This is a genomic window from Mesorhizobium sp. IMUNJ 23033, from assembly GCF_044778005.1.
Classification (GTDB): domain Bacteria; phylum Pseudomonadota; class Alphaproteobacteria; order Rhizobiales; family Rhizobiaceae; genus Mesorhizobium; species Mesorhizobium amorphae_A.
The window spans coordinates 1-16525 of record NZ_JBJACT010000012.1 but is presented as its reverse complement, the minus strand read 5'-3'; the positions used below and the strand labels follow the sequence as shown (position 1 = coordinate 16525).

The following is a 16525-nucleotide window of genomic DNA, read 5'->3' as shown; positions in this document are numbered from 1 at the left end:
TTTCTTAACCAAGCCTCGCGAATCGCTTGGATTAAGGTAAATTCCTAACCTTGTTGGCTTGACCGGGAAATCGGGCGCCGGCGCCAGAGCATGATCCCCCAAAAGTGGTATCCGGCTTCGGAAAAGATCATGCTCGAACAAAAAAGATAGAGCCCCGTCCCGGCTCCATCGGGAGGGAACAGGTTCTATGCAGCCTTGGCGACGACGCGGTTGCGGCCACCGCTCTTGGCCTCGTAAAGCGCAAGGTCGGCGCGTTTCATCAGCGCCGCGACCGTATCGGTCCCCTTCAGCACAGACGATACGCCGACGCTTACGGTGACCTCGATCGTCTTGCCCTCATGGCCGATCGCAAAGGGCATCTGGGCGATCTCGGCACGGATGCGTTCGGCGACCTTTTCGGCCACCGCGCCGTCCGTGTCGGGCATGACCACGACGAACTCCTCGCCGCCGAAGCGGCAGGCAAGGTCGATGCCGCGCACGTTCTTGCGCAACCGCCGCGCGAATTCGCGCAGCACGTCATCGCCGCCATCATGGCCGTGCAGATCGTTGATGGCCTTGAAGCGGTCGAGGTCGGTGATCATCACCGATAGCGGCCGCCGCCGCGCCACGGAGCGGTCGAACAGCGTTTGCAGATGGCTGTCGAGGTAACGGCGGTTGTGCAGCCCGGTCAGCCCGTCGGTCACCGCCATCTCGATGGTCTGGGTGACACTGGCGCGGAGTTGGTCGTTGTAGCGCTTGCGGCGCACCTGCGTGCGCAGCCGCGCGGTCAGCTCCTGCTGGTCGATCGGCCGCATCAGGAAATCGTTGATGCCGAGTTCGAGGCCGCGAATGATGCGCCCCTCCTCGCCCTCGTCGGCCAGAAGGATGATCGGCAGGAAGCGCGTGCGATCGAGCGAGCGCAGCTGCGAGCACAGCCGCAGCGGATCGAAATCGGCGAACGCCGTCGAGATCAGCACGCATTCATAGGCTGTCTCGGCCGCCTGGAAGAAACCGGCATGCGGATCGCTGGCGATGTCGAGATCGGCCCTGCCGCGCAGCATCTTCTGGATACGCTCGTAGGACGATTTGCGCTCGTCGATCAAAAGAACCTTCGGCGTGGTGTCGGCCGCGGTGAAGTTGCGGCTCAAAAGCTCCTCGATGCCGATGTTGCGGGTTGTCGAGGCGCGCAGCCGCAACTCGTCGGTCAGCGACTTCAGCCTGACCAGGCTCTTGACGCGCGTCATCAGCTGCAGGTCGTTGACCGGCTTGGTCAGGAAATCGTCGGCGCCGGCCTCGAGGCCGCGCACCCGGTCCGAAACCTGGTCGAGCGCGGTGATCATGACGACTGGGATGTGCGCGGTCGCCGGATCGCTTTTCAGCCGCTTGCAGACCTCGAAGCCGTCCATGTCGGGCATCATCACGTCGAGCAGCACGACATCGACCTTGCCGTTCTCGCAGGTCTCGATGGCGTCCGGCCCGTTGGACGCAGTCAGCACCTCGAAATATTCGGCAAGCAGCCGAACCTCGAGCAGCCTCACATTGGCAGGGACGTCGTCGACGACGAGGATCCGCGCGGTCATGTCACAAGGCTCCGGCTTGGCTGGACATCAGGCATCGCCCAGATAGGATTTGATGGTCTCGATGAAGCGCGGCACCGAGATCGGCTTGGAAATATAGGCCTCGCAGCCGCCCTGGCGGATGCGTTCCTCGTCGCCTTTCATGGCGAAGGCGGTGACGGCAATGACCGGAATCGAGTGGAGGTCGTCATCCTCCTTCAGCCATTTGGTCACTTCCAGCCCCGAAACCTCCGGCAGCTGGATGTCCATCAGGATCAGGTCCGGCCGATGCCGGCGCGCCAGATCCAGCGCTTCCAGGCCATTGCGTGTGCGAACCGTCTCGTAACCGCTGGCTTCGATGAGGTCCCGAAAGAGCTTCATATTGAGCTCGTTGTCCTCGACGATCATGACCTTCTTAGGCATCGATTTCCCGTCCCGACGGCCTTCTGCGTGAAGACCATCGTCATGCGTCCTTGCCGGATCGCACCCCAACCCTTCGCCACTCTACGCCAATTTGATTGACGAAACGGAAACCGGCCGCCTCAAAAGCTGTCCGGATTCCAACGCGGAGACGGTGATGGCTTGCCGCAAGGGACACTTGCCATTACTGCGGAAAGAGACTCATTCCGCATTCAGAAGGTAATGATGGCAAACGCAGCGTCAATGCGCGAGGAAGCGGAGACCATTGCCGTCAAGGCATTGGGCTTCGTCGCGGCCGATCCGGAGCTTCTGCCGCGCTTCCTGGCGATCACCGGCATCGAGGCGCAGTCGATCCGGCGCGCGGCAGGCGAGCCGGGTTTCCTGGCCGGCGTGCTGCAGTTCATCCTGGCCCACGAACCGACCTTGCTGCGCTTCGCCGAGGAGACCGGAACCCCGCCGGCTGCCGTCGGCAATGCCTTGCGCGCGCTGCCGCTCGGCGACGACGATCACGAGCGTTCGATATGAGCGACGATCCCGAGACAGCACGGCAGATCGAAGAGCTTGCCGCGGACGACCGGCCGCTGCTGGTGCTCGACGTCGACGATGTCGTGCTAGAATTTATCCGGCCCTTCCCGCATTTTCTCAAATCGCGCGGCTTCGGCCTGACGCTCGCGTCCTTCCGCCTCACCGGCAACATCGCCGAAACGGCGAGCGGCCGCCTGATCGAACAGGAAGAGGTGACGGCGCTTCTGGGTGAATTCTTCGACGCCCAGGCCGAATGGCAAAGCATCACCGACGGCGCGGCGGAAGCCCTAGGCACGCTCGGCGGCAGCGCCGAGATCGTCCTGCTGACCGCCATGCCGCACAGGCACCGTGCCGTGCGCCGCGCCCATCTCGACACGCTCGGGCTGCCCTACCCGCTTCTGACCACCGAAATGGCCAAGGGACCGGCGGTGGCCAAATTGCGCGGCAAGAAGGGCCGGCCGGTGGTTTTCGTCGACGACCAGCCGTCGAACCTGGCGTCGGTGAAAAGTTCGGTCGCCGACGCGCATCTCTTCCATTTGATGGCCGATAATTCGCTGCGAGCCTTCCTGCCGCCCGCGCCGGACGGCGTCACCGTCGTCGAGGACTGGCGCGACGCCGCGCCGAAGATCGCGGCGGCGCTCGGGCTTTAGCTCCTGAACATTCAGGGTTTCAGCTTCGCTCCTGCTCCGCCGCTATTGCCCTCGCCAGGACTCGCATCCTGATCGGTGCTGTCATCCGTGACCGGATCGGGCTGTTTCAGCACGGCGCCATTGACGATGACCGAACCATCCGGCTTGGCGTTGATGGCCCATTCGATGCGGCCGTCCGGCAGCGTCTTGCCAAATCCCTTGATGGCCAAGGCGATGGGAAAATACTGCGCCGCCTCGGGCTCGGTCTTGGCCGCCTCCTGCAGGCTCGCCACGATCTTGTCATAGCCCGCGACATCGAATGTCACATTTGCATCGGGCTTCTTGCCGGGGAAGGTCATCTCGCCTTCCAGCGCGATCTCGATATTGCCGTTCTTCACCGTGCTATGCCCGATGACGAACTTGGGCGTCTTGGCCAGGAAATCGGCGGAAATCTGATCGCCGAAATCAGCCGGCAGCGGCGGATTCTTGTTGAGGTCAAAGGTTTCGATGGCTTTCTTCGCCATGCTGTCGAGATCGATGTTGGCGCCGCCGAAGTTGAGGTCGATATCGGTGGGCAACAAAGCCACGCTCCATCTGGGCAGGAGCTGCGCGGGTATCGTCAGCCCCGATGCCTTGATCGCATAGTTGATCTTTCCGTCCTGGGCGATGCCGTCCATTCCGAACGCCGTGCCCAGCTGCGCAGCGCCGAATTTGCCGACCGGACTTTCGACCGCGAAATCCTTGAACCCGTAGGTTCCGTCGAGCCTTTCCCACAAGGGCAGCGCCGCCAGAAGAAGCGACTTGAGCTGCGCCTGGTTTGCTTTCAGCGCGGCCTCGTCTTCATTGGCCACGGCAAATGCCAGCAGATCGAGCAGCGGCCTTGTCCGCATTCCCTTGCCGGTTGCATCCACCGACAGTTCCGGCGACTTCACGGTGACCGGAAATTTCGTCCCACTCTCAGGATCGTCGAACTTGATCGCTTCCACGAAGCTCGACATCTTCTGCGTCATTGTCACGTCGACGCCGCCATTCGCGGACTTGGTCGCTGCAAAGTTTGCCGTGCTGGCGCCGGCGCTGATGTCCATGTGCTGCTTGGCATCCTTGGACGTCATCGTCATGCCGGCCATCGTGCTGGCGCCGCTGGTGAACGCTGCCAGATCGGGATTGTAAACGCCGTTGCCTTTGCCGTCCTTGATCGTGAACTGCGTGCTTTGCAAACCTTCCGGCCCGTTGACCTCGAAGGACCCGGTCTGCGAGAACTCCATCGAGACGTCCCAGGATCCGTCACTACGCGGTTTCACCATCATCGCGTAGGGCGCAAAGTCGAATTTCACGAGTTTCTGTTCCGGCAAGGCGTTGACCAGCGCCTTGAGATCAAACGTGATCCTGTAAGCGTCGCCTTCAACCGAAACCTTGAGCACGCCTTTCTCGATCGCCTGTTTGCCGACATAGCGGGACAGATCTTCGGAAAGCTGCTTCGCGCCCTGGCTGTCGACGGTCTGGGCGAAGGCAGGCGCGCTGAGCGCGAGAACGAAAACAAATGGCAAAATACGCTTCACGTCGCTTCTCCCTTTGGCCTTTGCAGGCAAAAATCACGTCTTGCTTCTGTTAGGGAAATACCATCACAGCCGCAAGACGAAGACCAGTACACGAGGCCGTCGCTTTCCTAAAGCACCAGCCGCATCAGCGGCCGCCCCGGCTTGCGTTCGACAAGCCGTTCGAAACCGGCCTTCTCGAACACCCGCGACGAGCCGACGAACAGACCGATCGAACGCGAATCGCGCGACAGGTCGATCGGGCAGGCCTCGACCAGCCGCGCGCCGTTTTCCCGGGCAAACGCGATGCCGCCGTCGACAAGGCGATGGCTGATGCCCCTGCCGCGCGCCTTGACGCGGATGAAGAAGCACGAGATCGCCCAGACGCCCGGGTCGGCGGCGTCGGCCGGATCGACGGGAGCCGAGCCCCTGCCCTGATTGTTCCATTCGGGCACGTCGGCGCGCGGGCCGATCTGCATCCAGCCGACCGCCTTGCCGTCCTCGAACGCCAGCAGCCCGGGCGGCGGTCCGGCTTCGATCCGCGCTTTGATGTGGTCCTTGTTGCGCTCCCGGTCGCTCGCGCGGCGCACCGCCGGCGCCAGCCGGAAATGCGTACACCAGCAGCCGTAACAGGCGCCCTGCTTGCCGAAAAGATCCTCGAAATCCGCCCACAGTTCGGGCGCCAGTGGCGCGATGGTCGTGCTCATAAACTCTCTCCCGGCTAACCGCTTGTGGCGGCTTCCGTCCTGACGTACCATTGCATCTGTTCTCTTTATGTTCGCAGCGATGGCGGCTCCTGTCAACAATCCCGATCACGGTTTTTGCCGCGACTGCCTGACCTTTCAGCGCGGCGAGACGCGCCGCTGCGAGCGCTGCGGCAGTCCACGGCTTGCCCGCCATCCCGAGCTTTACCGGCTGCATCTTGCCCATATCGATTGCGATGCGTTCTACGCGGCCATCGAGAAGCGCGACAACCCGGCGCTGAAGGACCAGCCGGTGATCGTCGGCGGCGGCAAGCGCGGCGTCGTCTCCACCGCCTGCTACATCGCCCGCATCCACGGCGTGCGCTCGGCGATGCCGATGTTCAAGGCGCTCGAGGCCTGCCCAGAAGCAGTGGTAATCCCTCCGGACATGGAGAAATACGTCCGCGTTGGCCGCGAGGTCCGTGCCTTAATGCAGGCGCTGACGCCGCTGGTCGAACCGCTCTCCATCGACGAGGCGTTTCTCGACCTTTCCGGCACCGAGCGCCTGCATGGCATGCCGCCTGCCGTCGTTTTGGCGCGCTTCGCGCTGACGGTGGAAAAGGAACTCGGCATCACGGTTTCGTCCGGCCTCTCCTATTGCAAGTTCCTCGCCAAGGTGGCGTCCGATTTCCGCAAGCCGCGCGGCCTGTCGGTGATCGGCGAGGTCGAGGCGCTCGGCTTCCTGGCCGAACAGCCGGTGACGCTGATCTGGGGCGTCGGCAAAGCCTTCGCCGCAAGCCTGGAGCGTGACGGCATTCGCACAGTCGGCCAGCTGCAGCGCATGGAGCGCGGCGACCTGATGCGCCGCTATGGCGTGATGGGCGACCGGCTCTACCACCTGTCGCGCGGCGAGGACGACCGCCGCGTCCACCCCGACAGCGACGCCAAGAGCGTGTCGGCGGAAACCACCTTCGACACCGACATTTCAGCCATGGCCGAGCTTGTCCCGGTGCTGCGGGCGCTGTCGGAAAAGGTCTCGGCGCGGCTGAAGAAGTCGGGCATTGCCGGCCGTACCGTGGTGCTGAAGCTGAAGACGCAGGATTTCAAGCTCCGCACCCGCAACCGCCAGCTCGGCGATCCCACCCGGCTGGCCGACCGCATCTTCCAAACCGGGCTCGACCTGTTGCGCCGGGAAGCGGACGGGACAAAGTACCGGCTGCTCGGCATCGGCGTCAGCGATCTCTCGGACGACGAAAAGGCCGATCCGCCCGATCTGGTCGACATCCAGTCGCGCAAGCGCGCGCTTGCAGAAGGCGCCATCGACACGCTGCGCGGCAAGTTCGGCAAGAAGGCCGTGGAAACCGGCTACACCTTCGGCAAGGGCCGCAGTGCCAACCCGCCCGAACCGATAGAAGACTAAGACCGGCCGCCTGCATCGCGTTCAAGTGCGTTGCAGATCGATGCGGCTGGTCACCACGGTCTTGCCGGTTTTGGGATCGACGTCGGTCACCGTCAGCCGCATGCCGTTGCCGCCGGTTTTCTCGACCGTCAGCCGCGCCTTGCGGTCGCCATTGACCTCCTTCGCCCAGCGGATGCCGAGATTGATCGCATTGCCGGACCGTTTGCCGGCGAGCTGCGCCGGCCCGGTGCGGGACCCGACATAGACGCCCGTGTAGCCGGCGCCGCTCGATTTCAGATCGGCGCTGATGGCGCGCGTCACCACGACGAGACCGCGGCATTTGCCATCGAGCGACAGCGATGTCGCGGTCGCGCCGGAGCTGAAGGTGCAGGAAACATTCACCGTCGGCGCCTCGGTTGTCACCTTGACGGTCCCTTTGCCGGCGAAGCTGCCCTGGAACGAACGCAGGAAGTCGGCATCGTCGGCACGGGCGTCGGCCGCGGCCATCAGGCTGCCGGCAAGGACAAGGCATGCAAGTGGTTTCATGGAACTCTCCCCCGAGAAAGTTTATCGGAAATGCGGTGCATCCAGCGAAGCTGGCAATACGCAGACTCAAGGAACGCCTGCCAAGACGGCAGGTTCCGCCTTCAACATGACTGTTTTTTAACGCCCGGATTCCGGCGGCTGGCCCAGTCGAATGCAGTTGCTAGCGGTTGCGATGGCAGGCGTAGCTTGCGACATAGCGCGCATGGCACCCGCTCCCTCGATCCCCAAGGCCGCATTCTGGATGGCGCTGTCGATTGCGTCGTTCCTGGCGATGTCGGTCGCCGGCCGCGCCACGACCGCCGAGCTCAACGTCTTTCAGGTGGTTGAGCTGCGCTCGGTGATCGGCTTCTTCATCCTGCTGCCGCTGGTGATGACGAATGGCGGCTTTGCCGCGATGCGAACCGAGCGGCCGCTGGCCCATCTTGCCCGCAACGTGGTCCACTATGCCGGCCAGGCCGCGTGGCTCTATGCGCTGACGCTGATCCCGCTGGCTGTCCTGATTTCGATCGAATTCACCACGCCGATCTGGACAGCGATCCTGGCCGTCAGCTTCCTGGGCGAAAAACTGTCGCGGCCAAGGCTCGCGGCAATCGTGCTGGGGCTGGTCGGTGTGGTGATCATAGTTCGCCCGGGCGTCGGTTCCGTCGACCCCGGACATCTTGTCGTGCTGGGCGCGGCGGTCTGCTTCGGCATCTCGGTGGTCATGGTCAAGTCGCTGACGCGCACGGACAGCGTCGTGCGCATCATCTTCTGGATGCTGATCATCCAGTCGGTGCTCGGCCTCATCCCGGCGCTCTATGTGTGGCGCAACCCGCCGGTCGAACTCTGGCCATGGATCCTGCTCGTCGCCTTCACCGGCATGTCGTCGCATTTCTGCATGGCCCGCGCGCTTGCCCATGCCGATGCCACCGTCATCTCGCCGATGGATTTTTTGCGCGTGCCGCTGTCGGCGCTGATCGGCTGGCTGCTCTACCAAGAGCAGATCGACGCCTTCACCGCCGGCGGCGCCTTGCTGATTCTGTTGGGCAATCTGCTCAATCTGCAGCGCAAGGCGCCGCAACCGGCCGAGGTCGCCACGTCGTAGCCCTACCCTGTCAGTTCCCCTCGTCCGGTATGTTCAGCAGATGGCCGCAGGCCTTGCAGTGGACGGCATCCGGCTCGTGCCGCTGCAGTCCGCATTGCGGGCAGGGAAAGAATACCTTGGTTGGACGGAAGATCGCCTGCGCCAGCCTCACGAACAGCGATATGCCGATGATCATGGTGACGATCGCCGTCAGCTTGCCTGCTATCCCCGGCAGCACGATGTCGCCGAAGCCGGTCGTCGTCACCGTCGCGACCGTGAAATAGAGCGCATCGATATAGCCTTCGAGACCTGCCTGGCTGCGGAAGAAGAAGGTGTAGACGAAGCCGGTAACGACGAAGAGAAAGGTCAAAAGGTTGATCACCGCCTGGCTTGCCTCGCGCCACGGCTTCAGCCCACGCATCTCGAAATGCCGCCAGAGCGAGCCACTGCGCGACAGAGACCACAGCCTCAGGATGCGCAGGAAGGCGAGATTGGCGAAGGCCGTGGGCATCAGCAGCGTCAGAAGAATGAAGCCATCGACCCAGGAGGTCGGCTGCCTGATCAGCCGCAGCATGTCGTTGGAGGCAAGCAGCCGGGCGATCATGTCGGCGGCGACAAGGGCTGCCACCGAATAGTCGAGCCAGAGGAATGACGGTTTGTCCTGCAGGACCGGCGTGGCGATGAAAAAGGCGATAATGGCAAGATCGACGATCACCGCCGCCAGTTGGAAGCGGAAGGCCGCCGGGGTCCGCCCGTGATAGAGCCTGCGCAGCACATCGCGAAGCGGCGCCAAGGCTGAAATGTCCCGCGATCCGTTCTTGTCTGCCGCCATCATGGCGGACATGGCCGAAATCGGCAGGGTGCGCGACCAGCGGGAACGATCACACCAACTCCACTTCCACCACGCCCTGCACCGCGCGCATGGCGGATGCGATTTGTGGCGAGACGCGATATCCACCTGGTAGAGCGATCTCGACCTCGCCCTGCGCCTCTCCCTTGAGGACAATGATGCTGACCTGGCTGTCGCCACGCTGTTTGAGCTGCGATTGAATGATCGACGCTGGCCCATCGTCCCTGACAAAAACGCGCAGCGCCTTCTGGATGCGGCTGGCCTCGTCTTCCAGCGATTGCACCGAGTTGATGCGAAGGTTGACGCCTTCAGGCCTGTCTTCGGCCGAAACGGTGATCACCACCGAACGGCCGGGCTCCAGGAGGTCGCGATACTGCGCCAGCCCCTCGGAGAACAGCACCGCCTCGTACTGGCCCGACGTGTCGGAAAAGGCCACGACGCCCATCTTGTTGCCGGTGCGCGTCTTGCGCTCCTGCTTGGTGGTGACGGTGCCGGCAAGCCGGCCGGCGGCGGCACCACGTTTGACGGCGGCCGAAAACTCGCCCCAGTTCTGCACCCGCATCTTCTGCAGCGCCGCCTTGTATTCATCGAGCGGATGCGCCGAGAGATAGAAGCCGACCACCTGGAATTCGCGGTGCAGCCGGTCGGCGGCCAGCCACGGCTCGGTCGCCGGCAGGTTGAGCGCCTGCGACTGGGCGCCGAGCGAAGCGCCGAAAATGTCGGCCTGGCCGGAGACGGCATTCTGCTGCGCCAGCGACGCCAGCCCCATCATCCGCTCTACGCCGGCCATCATGGCGGCACGGTCGTGGCCGAAGCAATCGAGTGCGCCGGCCATGACCAGGCTTTCGAAGACGCGCTTGCCGACGATCTTCGGATCGACGCGTTCGCAGAAATCGGCAAGGTTCTTGAACGGCTTTTCGCCGCGCATGGCGACTATGTGCTCGACCGCCGCGTCGCCGACACCTTTCAGCGCCGCCAGCGAATAGAAGATCTTGTTCTCGCCGACCTCGAAGTCGCGGAAACTGGTCATCACCGACGGCGCCAGCACCTGGATGCCGAGACGCAGCGCATCCTGGCGGAAATCGGCGAGCTTGTCGGTGTTGCCCATGTCGAGCGTCATCGACGCCGCCAGGAACTCCACCGGATAGTGCGCCTTGAGATAGGCCGTCTGATAGGACACCACGGCATAGGCCGCTGCGTGCGACTTGTTGAAACCGTAGTCGGCAAATTTTGCCAGCAGGTCGAAAATGAAGTCGGCCTGCGGCTTGCCGACGCCGCGCTCGACGGCGCCCGAGACGAACCGCTCGCGCTGCTTGTCCATCTCGGCGCGGATCTTCTTGCCCATGGCGCGGCGCAAAAGGTCGGCTTCGCCGAGCGAATAGCCGGACAGTTCCTGCGCGATCTGCATGACCTGTTCCTGGTAGACGATGACGCCTTGCGTCTCCTTCACCAGATGGTCGATCTTGGGGTGGATCGAGGCGATCTCCTCCTCGCCATGCTTTCTGGCGTTGTAGGTCGGGATGTTCTCCATCGGGCCGGGACGGTAGAGCGCGACCAGGGCGATGATGTCCTCGATGCAGTCGGGCCGCATGCCGATCAGCGCCTTGCGCATGCCGGCACTTTCCACCTGGAACACGCCGACCACTTCGCCGCGCGACAGCATGGCATAGGTGTCGGGATCGTCGAGCGGAATGCGGGCGAGATCGATCTCGATGCCGCGGCGGCGGATCAGCTTGACCGCCGTTTCCAGCACCGTCAGCGTCTTCAGGCCGAGGAAGTCGAACTTCACCAGCCCGGCCTGCTCGACATATTTCATGTTGAACTGGGTGACCGGCATGTCCGAGCGCGGATCGCGGTACATCGGCACCAGCTCCGACAGAGGTCTGTCGCCGATGACGATGCCGGCGGCATGCGTCGAGGCGTGGCGATAAAGCCCTTCCAGCTTCTGCGCCATGTCGAGCAGCGTCTGGACGATCGGCTCCTTTTCCGCCTCTTCGGCAAAGCGCGGCTCGTTGGCGATGGCATCCGCCAGCTTGACCGGATTGGCCGGATTCTGCGGCACCATCTTGGAGAGCTTGTCGACTTGGCCGTAGGGCATCTGCAGCACGCGGCCGACGTCACGCAGCACGGCGCGCGCCTGCAGCGTTCCGAAGGTGATGATCTGTCCGACCTGGTCGCGGCCGTATTTCTGCTGGACGTAGCGGATGACCTCCTCGCGCCGATCCTGGCAGAAGTCGATGTCGAAGTCGGGCATCGACACACGGTCGGGGTTGAGGAAGCGCTCGAACAGCAAGGAGAAACGCAACGGGTCGATGTCGGTGATGGTCGTCGAATAGGCGACCAGCGAACCGGCGCCCGACCCGCGGCCCGGTCCGACGGGAATGCCTTGCGCCTTCGCCCATTTGATGAAGTCGGCGACGATCAGGAAGTAACCGGGAAACTTCATCTTCTCGATGATGCCGAGCTCGAAATCGAGCCGCTCGCGATACTGCTCGGCTGTATAGCCGACGGTGGGTCCATGCGCCGCCAGCCGCGCATCAAGCCCTTCATGGGCCTGGCGGCGCAGCTCGTCGGCTTCTGCCTTCAGCGCCGTTTCATTGTCGGCGCCATCGCCACCGGTAAAGCGCGGCAGGATCGGGTTGCGGTTCTTCGGGTAGTAGGAGCAGCGCAACGCGATCTCGACGGTGTTGTCGATCGCTTCCGGCAGGTCCGAAAACAACCTGGCCATATCGGCCTGGCTGCGCAGGAAATTGTCAGGCGACAGCCGGCGGCGGTTGTCGGCCGCGACCACGGAGCCCTCGGCAATGGCAATCAGCGCGTCATGCGCCTCGTAGTCGTCGCGGGCGGAGAAGAACGCCTCATTGGTGGCGACCAGCGGCAGGTCGTGGCTGTAGGCAAGATCGACCGTCGATTTCTCGATTGTCCGGTCATAGCCGGAAACCCGCTCCAGTTCGACATAGAGCCGGTCGCCGAACAGCGCTTTCAGGGTCAGCAGCCTTGCCTCGGCGAGATCACGGCGATCTTCCTTCAAGGCGTTGCCGATAGGGCCGCGCGGCCCGCCGGTCAGGCAAATCAGGCCATCGCATTGTCCCTGAAGCATGTCGGTCGTCAGGTGTACAGGCTCGCCGGGCGGCGTGTGGAGATAAACCCGACTGACGAGCCGGACCAGATTGGCATAGCCGGCCTCGGTCGCGGCAATCAGCACCACGGCGCGCATCTCCGGTCCCTGCCGCCGGCGGTCGCGCTGGCCGTCGCTGTTTTCACCGGAAAAGGCGAGATCGATCTGACAGCCGATGATCGGCTGGATGCCGTCCTTGACCGCCTTCTGCGCGAACTCCAGCGCCCCGAACAAATTGTTGGTGTCGGTGACGGCGATCGCCGGACATTCGTCCTTGACCGCGTGGCCGACGACGGTGCCGAGCTGCAAGGCACCTTCCAGCAGCGAATAGGCCGAATGCACGCGCAGATGAATGAAGGGCCGCGCCGGCGCCTCCGGCCTCGACGCCCTCTCATAGGCTTCACGCAGCAACGGATCGCGCGTCATTTTCTCGTCTGCCACCCGGCCTGCCTTTGATCTGATCCGCGAATCTTGGTTCGTCGCCCTAATCTAGGCGCCGCGGCAACGAGCCGCCAGCGTTCCCAGTCCCAGCGTCGACCGATCCCCTGAAACTTGCCGATTCGAGCGGAAAAGCCCCACTGTCCCTCTCGTTGCGGCTCCGTGTGAAGCACTTCATGGTTGATCCGCAACAGCTGCCACAAACTGCCGGATGTAGAGGAAGTTTTTTTACGAGGAGAATTTCCATGGCTAGTCGTTTTGTCGTCGATCTATCCGGACTCAAACTCTCCAAGAGCATGGACGAGAAGCTGGCAAAGACCATCCAGCAGGCGGTGCTGGCGTCGATTGCCGAAACCCGCGCGCAACCGGACGTCGTCCTGCGCTTCCCGAAGGAATGGCTCGGCCTGGTTGCGCATATCGACCAGCTCAAGCTGCCCGCCGTCGAGAAAGAGATCGGCGGGTTGATCCGCTGACGCCATGTCGCTCGCTCCGGCAGACGGCAAAAAGGGCGCGGCGAACCCGAAGATCGCCGATCACGGCGAAAAGTCGTGTCCAAGCGCCCACGCCGAACCCGGAGCGCTTTTGATCGGTGTCGTCGGGGCCGACGGCATCGTGCAGCCGATCCCGACCCGGCTCGAAATCGACGCGGACTTCGTCGAGCGGGCAAGCAAATCGGGCGTGCCCGAAGCGCGTTTCCGCTTTGGCGGACGTTGCGTCGAGGGCAAGTGCAAGCAATGGACCGGCAATTCCTGCGACGTCATCGAAAAGGTTCTGACAGGCATGGCCGACCAGAACATCGCGCCTGCCGAAAACCTGCCGCGCTGCGTCATCCGTGGCACATGCCGCTGGTACAGCCAGCGCGGCGCGGACGCCTGCCGCGCTTGCGTCTACGTCGTCACCGATCAGAGCGCGCTGGTGGCACACGCCTGATGTGACCTCACGGGGGGCGGGCCTTTCGGGCCTGCCCTCCTTCAGCCTGTGACGAAAGTCATGCGAATTCCATGATCACCGCATCGACGGCGAGACTGTCGCCGGGCCTGGCGTTGAGCTTCGACACGGTGAGGTCGCGCTCGGCGCGCAGCACATTTTCCATCTTCATCGCCTCGACCACGGCCAGCGTCTCGCCGGCCTTGACCTCCTGCCCCTCGGCAACGGCGATCGACACGACAAGGCCGGGCATCGGGCAAAGCAGCATCCTGGAGGTATCCGGTGGCACCTTCTCCGGCATCAGCCTTTCAAGCTCCGCGATGCGCGGCAGCATGGCTCGAGCCGTCACCGACATGCCCTTCCAGGCGATGCGCAGACCATTCGGCACCGGCCTGATCTGTGCCGCAATCCTGCGGCCGTCCACCGTACCGCGCCAGATCAGATCGCCGGGCCGCCAGTCGGAGGCCACGGTCAGCGCCTTGCCGCCGTCGATCGACAGGTCGAGTTCCATCGGGATCGAGATCATGCCCTCGATGATGGCGGCCGAAAGATAGTCGGCGCCGATCTTGACCACCCAGTCCCGCTTCAGGATGCCGGAATGTGGTGCCAGCCGCCCGCCCAGCCGGTCGAGCCGGTCGCGGCGCAGCAATTCGACGGCGGTCGCGATCGACGCCAGGACCGCCTTCTCGTCCTTGTCCGGCACGATCGGTGCAAAGCCATCGGGATATTCTTCAGCGATGAAGCCGGTCGACAACCGCCCTTCCCGCCAGCGCGGATGCTGCATGAGTGCGGCCAGGAACGGAATGTTGTGCTCGATGCCGTCGACGACAAAGCTGTCCAGCGCCTCCGACATGGCGTCGATGGCCTTGAGCCGCGTCGGCGCCCAGGTGCAGAGTTTCGCCACCATCGGGTCATAGAACATCGAAATCTCCGAGCCTTCGGTGACGCCGGTGTCGTTGCGGATGACGATATCGCCGAATGTTCCCTCCTCCGGCGGCCGGTATCTGGTCAGCCGGCCGATCGACGGCAGGAAATTGCGGTACGGGTCCTCGGCATAGAGCCGGCTCTCCACCGCCCAGCCGTTCAGCTTCACGTCACTCTGCTTGATCGCGAGCTTTTCGCCGGCCGCCACGCGAATCATCTGCTCGACCAGATCGATGCCGGTGACGAGTTCCGTCACCGGATGCTCGACCTGCAATCGCGTATTCATTTCAAGGAAATAGAAGTTCTTTTCGCTATCGACGATGAACTCGACCGTGCCCGCGCTCTGGTAATCGACCGCCTTGGCCAGCGCCACCGACTGCTCGCCCATGGCTTTCCTGGTCTTGGCGTCGAGAAACGGCGACGGCGCCTCCTCGGCCACCTTCTGATTGCGCCGCTGAATCGAGCATTCGCGCTCGCCGAGATAGAGCGCGTTGCCATGCGCATCGGCCAGCACCTGGATCTCGATATGGCGCGGATCCACCACGAATTTTTCGATGAAGACGCGGTCGTCGCCGAACGAGCTTTTCGCCTCGGAACGTGCCCGGTCGAAGCCGTCGCGCACTTCCGATTGGTTCCAGGCGATGCGCATGCCCTTGCCGCCACCGCCGGCCGAGGCCTTGATCATCACGGGATAACCGATCTCGCCGGCGATCTGTTCGGCATGATCGGCATTTTCGATGACGCCGAGCCAGCCAGGCACGGTCGACACCTTGGCGGCGCTGGCGAACTTCTTCGATTCGATCTTGTCGCCCATCGCCTTGATGGCTTTCGGCTTCGGCCCGATGAAGACGATGCCCTCCTTCTCCAGCGCCTCGCAGAAGGAAGCCCGCTCCGACAGGAAGCCGTAGCCGGGATGCACGGCTTCGGCGCCGGTTTCCTTGCAGGCGGCGATGATCTTCTCGGCCACCAGATAGCTCTGCGAGGCCGGTGAAGGCCCTACACGCACCGCCTCGTCGGCCATCTCGACATGCACGGCATCGCGATCGGCATCGGAATAGACGGCGACCGTGGCGATGCCCATCTTGCGTGCCGTTTTGATGACACGGCAGGCGATCTCGCCGCGATTGGCGATCAGGATCTTCTTGAACATACTGATGTCATGTCCCTCCGGAGGAACCAGTTCTATGGACTCTCCGGCTATGTCTCAAGTGCCCCGGCAGTCCACCCAGCGCGTTCTGGCCGGTGCGCCGAAAAACGTCGCAAGGGAAGTTTGCCACCATCGCCGAACGCGATAAGGTGGCATGTGGGCTCACTGCGGAGGGCTGGCGGGCATTCGCCTCGTCAGGCAGGCTGAACAGGCCGGCCACAACCTGAAATTCTGTCGATTGCCTTGGGAGGAACTGCCTGATGAAAACCCGCGCCGCTGTCGCTGTCGCTGCCGGAAAGCCGCTGGAAATCATGGAGGTCGACCTCGACGGTCCGCGCGATGGCGAAGTGCTGGTCGAGATCAAGGCGACCGGCATCTGCCATACCGACGAGTTCACGCTGTCGGGCGCCGATCCCGAAGGCCTGTTTCCGGCCATTCTCGGCCATGAGGGCGCCGGCGTCGTCGTCGATGTCGGCAAGGGCGTCACGTCGGTCAAGAAGGGCGACCACGTCATCCCGCTCTATACGCCGGAATGCCGCCAGTGCCCGTCCTGCCTTTCGAGGAAGACCAACCTCTGCACCGCCATCCGTGCCACGCAGGGACAGGGCCTGATGCCCGACGGCTCGTCGCGCTTCTCGATCGGCAAGGACAAGCTCTTCCACTATATGGGCTGCTCGACCTTCTCCAACTTCACCGTGCTGCCGGAGATCGCGCTGGCCAAGGTCAACCCCGACGCCCCCTTCGACAAGATCTGCTACATCGGCTGTGGCGTCACCACCGGCATCG

15 protein-coding genes are annotated in these 16525 nt (G+C 63.5%); 7 read left to right on the top strand and 8 right to left on the bottom strand.

Annotation, left to right across the window (positions count from 1 at the left end):
- Positions 1–185: 185 nt before the first annotated feature.
- Positions 186–1559: a PleD family two-component system response regulator gene (locus ACFX5Q_RS14955; RefSeq protein WP_404279095.1), complete on the bottom strand. Its 1374-nt coding sequence runs from the start codon at positions 1557–1559 to the stop codon at positions 186–188.
- 27 nt (positions 1560–1586) lie between these two features.
- The gene (locus tag ACFX5Q_RS14950; protein ID WP_006201772.1) at positions 1587–1958 is read right to left on the bottom strand and encodes a response regulator; all 372 of its coding nucleotides are present in this window, start codon (positions 1956–1958) and stop codon (positions 1587–1589) included.
- 222 nt (positions 1959–2180) lie between these two features.
- Here ACFX5Q_RS14950 and ACFX5Q_RS14945 point away from each other — a divergent pair, with 222 nt between their 5' ends.
- Positions 2181–2480, top strand: coding sequence for a DUF3572 domain-containing protein (locus tag ACFX5Q_RS14945; protein ID WP_404279093.1), 300 nt, complete (start codon positions 2181–2183; stop codon positions 2478–2480).
- A complete protein-coding gene (locus ACFX5Q_RS14940; protein WP_404279091.1) occupies positions 2477–3130 on the top strand; it encodes a hypothetical protein in 654 nt (217 codons plus the stop codon). Before ACFX5Q_RS14945 ends, ACFX5Q_RS14940 begins: the two co-directional genes overlap by 4 nt.
- A gap of 11 nt (positions 3131–3141) precedes the next feature.
- Here ACFX5Q_RS14940 and ACFX5Q_RS14935 read toward each other — a convergent pair whose 3' ends face one another.
- Positions 3142–4668: a hypothetical protein gene (locus ACFX5Q_RS14935; RefSeq protein ID WP_404279089.1), complete on the bottom strand. Its 1527-nt coding sequence runs from the start codon at positions 4666–4668 to the stop codon at positions 3142–3144.
- 107 nt (positions 4669–4775) lie between these two features.
- Positions 4776–5351: a GNAT family N-acetyltransferase gene (locus ACFX5Q_RS14930; RefSeq protein WP_404279087.1), complete on the bottom strand. Its 576-nt coding sequence runs from the start codon at positions 5349–5351 to the stop codon at positions 4776–4778.
- 67 nt (positions 5352–5418) lie between these two features.
- On the opposite strand from ACFX5Q_RS14930, the gene ACFX5Q_RS14925 reads away from it, so the two are divergent.
- Complete coding sequence (locus tag ACFX5Q_RS14925) at positions 5419–6747, top strand: DNA polymerase IV (RefSeq protein WP_404279085.1); 1329 nt, start codon at positions 5419–5421, stop codon at positions 6745–6747.
- 21 nt (positions 6748–6768) lie between these two features.
- Here ACFX5Q_RS14925 and ACFX5Q_RS14920 read toward each other — a convergent pair whose 3' ends face one another.
- Complete coding sequence (locus tag ACFX5Q_RS14920; protein ID WP_404279083.1) at positions 6769–7272, bottom strand: hypothetical protein; 504 nt, start codon at positions 7270–7272, stop codon at positions 6769–6771.
- Positions 7273–7474: 202 nt separating this feature from the next.
- Here ACFX5Q_RS14920 and ACFX5Q_RS14915 point away from each other — a divergent pair, with 202 nt between their 5' ends.
- Positions 7475–8356 carry a DMT family transporter gene (locus ACFX5Q_RS14915; protein WP_404279081.1) on the top strand — a complete coding sequence of 294 codons (882 nt, stop codon included), beginning with the start codon at positions 7475–7477 and terminating at the stop codon, positions 8354–8356.
- A 10-nt stretch (positions 8357–8366) separates the two neighbouring features.
- On the opposite strand, the gene ACFX5Q_RS14910 is transcribed toward ACFX5Q_RS14915, so the two are convergent.
- Together ACFX5Q_RS14910 and dnaE are read right to left on the bottom strand one after the other, a co-directional pair.
- Positions 8367–9170 (bottom strand): potassium channel family protein, encoded by an 804-nt coding sequence (locus ACFX5Q_RS14910; protein WP_404279383.1) that lies wholly within the window; start codon positions 9168–9170, stop codon positions 8367–8369.
- A gap of 46 nt (positions 9171–9216) precedes the next feature.
- Positions 9217–12744, bottom strand: a complete 3528-nt coding sequence (gene dnaE, locus ACFX5Q_RS14905) for a DNA polymerase III subunit alpha (RefSeq protein ID WP_404279079.1) — start codon at positions 12742–12744, stop codon at positions 9217–9219.
- Between the two features lie 242 nt (positions 12745–12986).
- Here dnaE and ACFX5Q_RS14900 point away from each other — a divergent pair, with 242 nt between their 5' ends.
- The gene (locus ACFX5Q_RS14900) at positions 12987–13214 is read left to right on the top strand and encodes a hypothetical protein (protein ID WP_404279077.1); all 228 of its coding nucleotides are present in this window, start codon (positions 12987–12989) and stop codon (positions 13212–13214) included.
- A 4-nt stretch (positions 13215–13218) separates the two neighbouring features.
- Positions 13219–13671 carry a hypothetical protein gene (locus tag ACFX5Q_RS14895; protein ID WP_404279075.1) on the top strand — a complete coding sequence of 151 codons (453 nt, stop codon included), beginning with the start codon at positions 13219–13221 and terminating at the stop codon, positions 13669–13671.
- A gap of 58 nt (positions 13672–13729) precedes the next feature.
- Here the strand turns inward: ACFX5Q_RS14895 and ACFX5Q_RS14890 are convergent, their stop codons facing one another.
- Positions 13730–15742 (bottom strand): acetyl-CoA carboxylase biotin carboxylase subunit, encoded by a 2013-nt coding sequence (locus tag ACFX5Q_RS14890; RefSeq protein WP_404279073.1) that lies wholly within the window; start codon positions 15740–15742, stop codon positions 13730–13732.
- Between the two features lie 257 nt (positions 15743–15999).
- Here ACFX5Q_RS14890 and ACFX5Q_RS14885 point away from each other — a divergent pair.
- The coding region (locus tag ACFX5Q_RS14885) for an alcohol dehydrogenase catalytic domain-containing protein (RefSeq protein WP_404279071.1) at positions 16000–16525 on the top strand (526 nt) is incomplete at its 3' end.

What these genes read in the sequence shown, in the direction of transcription:
- ACFX5Q_RS14955 (WP_404279095.1), bottom strand. Translation starts at nt 1,559, where the DNA reads ATGACCGCGCGGATCCTCGTCGTCGACGACGTCCCTGCCAATGTGAGG.
- ACFX5Q_RS14950 (WP_006201772.1), bottom strand. Translation starts at nt 1,958, where the DNA reads ATGCCTAAGAAGGTCATGATCGTCGAGGACAACGAGCTCAATATGAAG.
- ACFX5Q_RS14945 (WP_404279093.1), top strand. Translation starts at nt 2,181, where the DNA reads ATGGCAAACGCAGCGTCAATGCGCGAGGAAGCGGAGACCATTGCCGTC.
- ACFX5Q_RS14940 (WP_404279091.1), top strand. Translation starts at nt 2,477, where the DNA reads ATGAGCGACGATCCCGAGACAGCACGGCAGATCGAAGAGCTTGCCGCG.
- ACFX5Q_RS14930 (WP_404279087.1), bottom strand. Translation starts at nt 5,351, where the DNA reads ATGAGCACGACCATCGCGCCACTGGCGCCCGAACTGTGGGCGGATTTC.
- ACFX5Q_RS14925 (WP_404279085.1), top strand. Translation starts at nt 5,419, where the DNA reads ATGTTCGCAGCGATGGCGGCTCCTGTCAACAATCCCGATCACGGTTTT.
- ACFX5Q_RS14920 (WP_404279083.1), bottom strand. Translation starts at nt 7,272, where the DNA reads ATGAAACCACTTGCATGCCTTGTCCTTGCCGGCAGCCTGATGGCCGCG.
- ACFX5Q_RS14915 (WP_404279081.1), top strand. Translation starts at nt 7,475, where the DNA reads ATGGCACCCGCTCCCTCGATCCCCAAGGCCGCATTCTGGATGGCGCTG.
- ACFX5Q_RS14910 (WP_404279383.1), bottom strand. Translation starts at nt 9,170, where the DNA reads ATGATGGCGGCAGACAAGAACGGATCGCGGGACATTTCAGCCTTGGCG.
- ACFX5Q_RS14900 (WP_404279077.1), top strand. Translation starts at nt 12,987, where the DNA reads ATGGCTAGTCGTTTTGTCGTCGATCTATCCGGACTCAAACTCTCCAAG.
- ACFX5Q_RS14895 (WP_404279075.1), top strand. Translation starts at nt 13,219, where the DNA reads ATGTCGCTCGCTCCGGCAGACGGCAAAAAGGGCGCGGCGAACCCGAAG.
- ACFX5Q_RS14890 (WP_404279073.1), bottom strand. Translation starts at nt 15,742, where the DNA reads ATGTTCAAGAAGATCCTGATCGCCAATCGCGGCGAGATCGCCTGCCGT.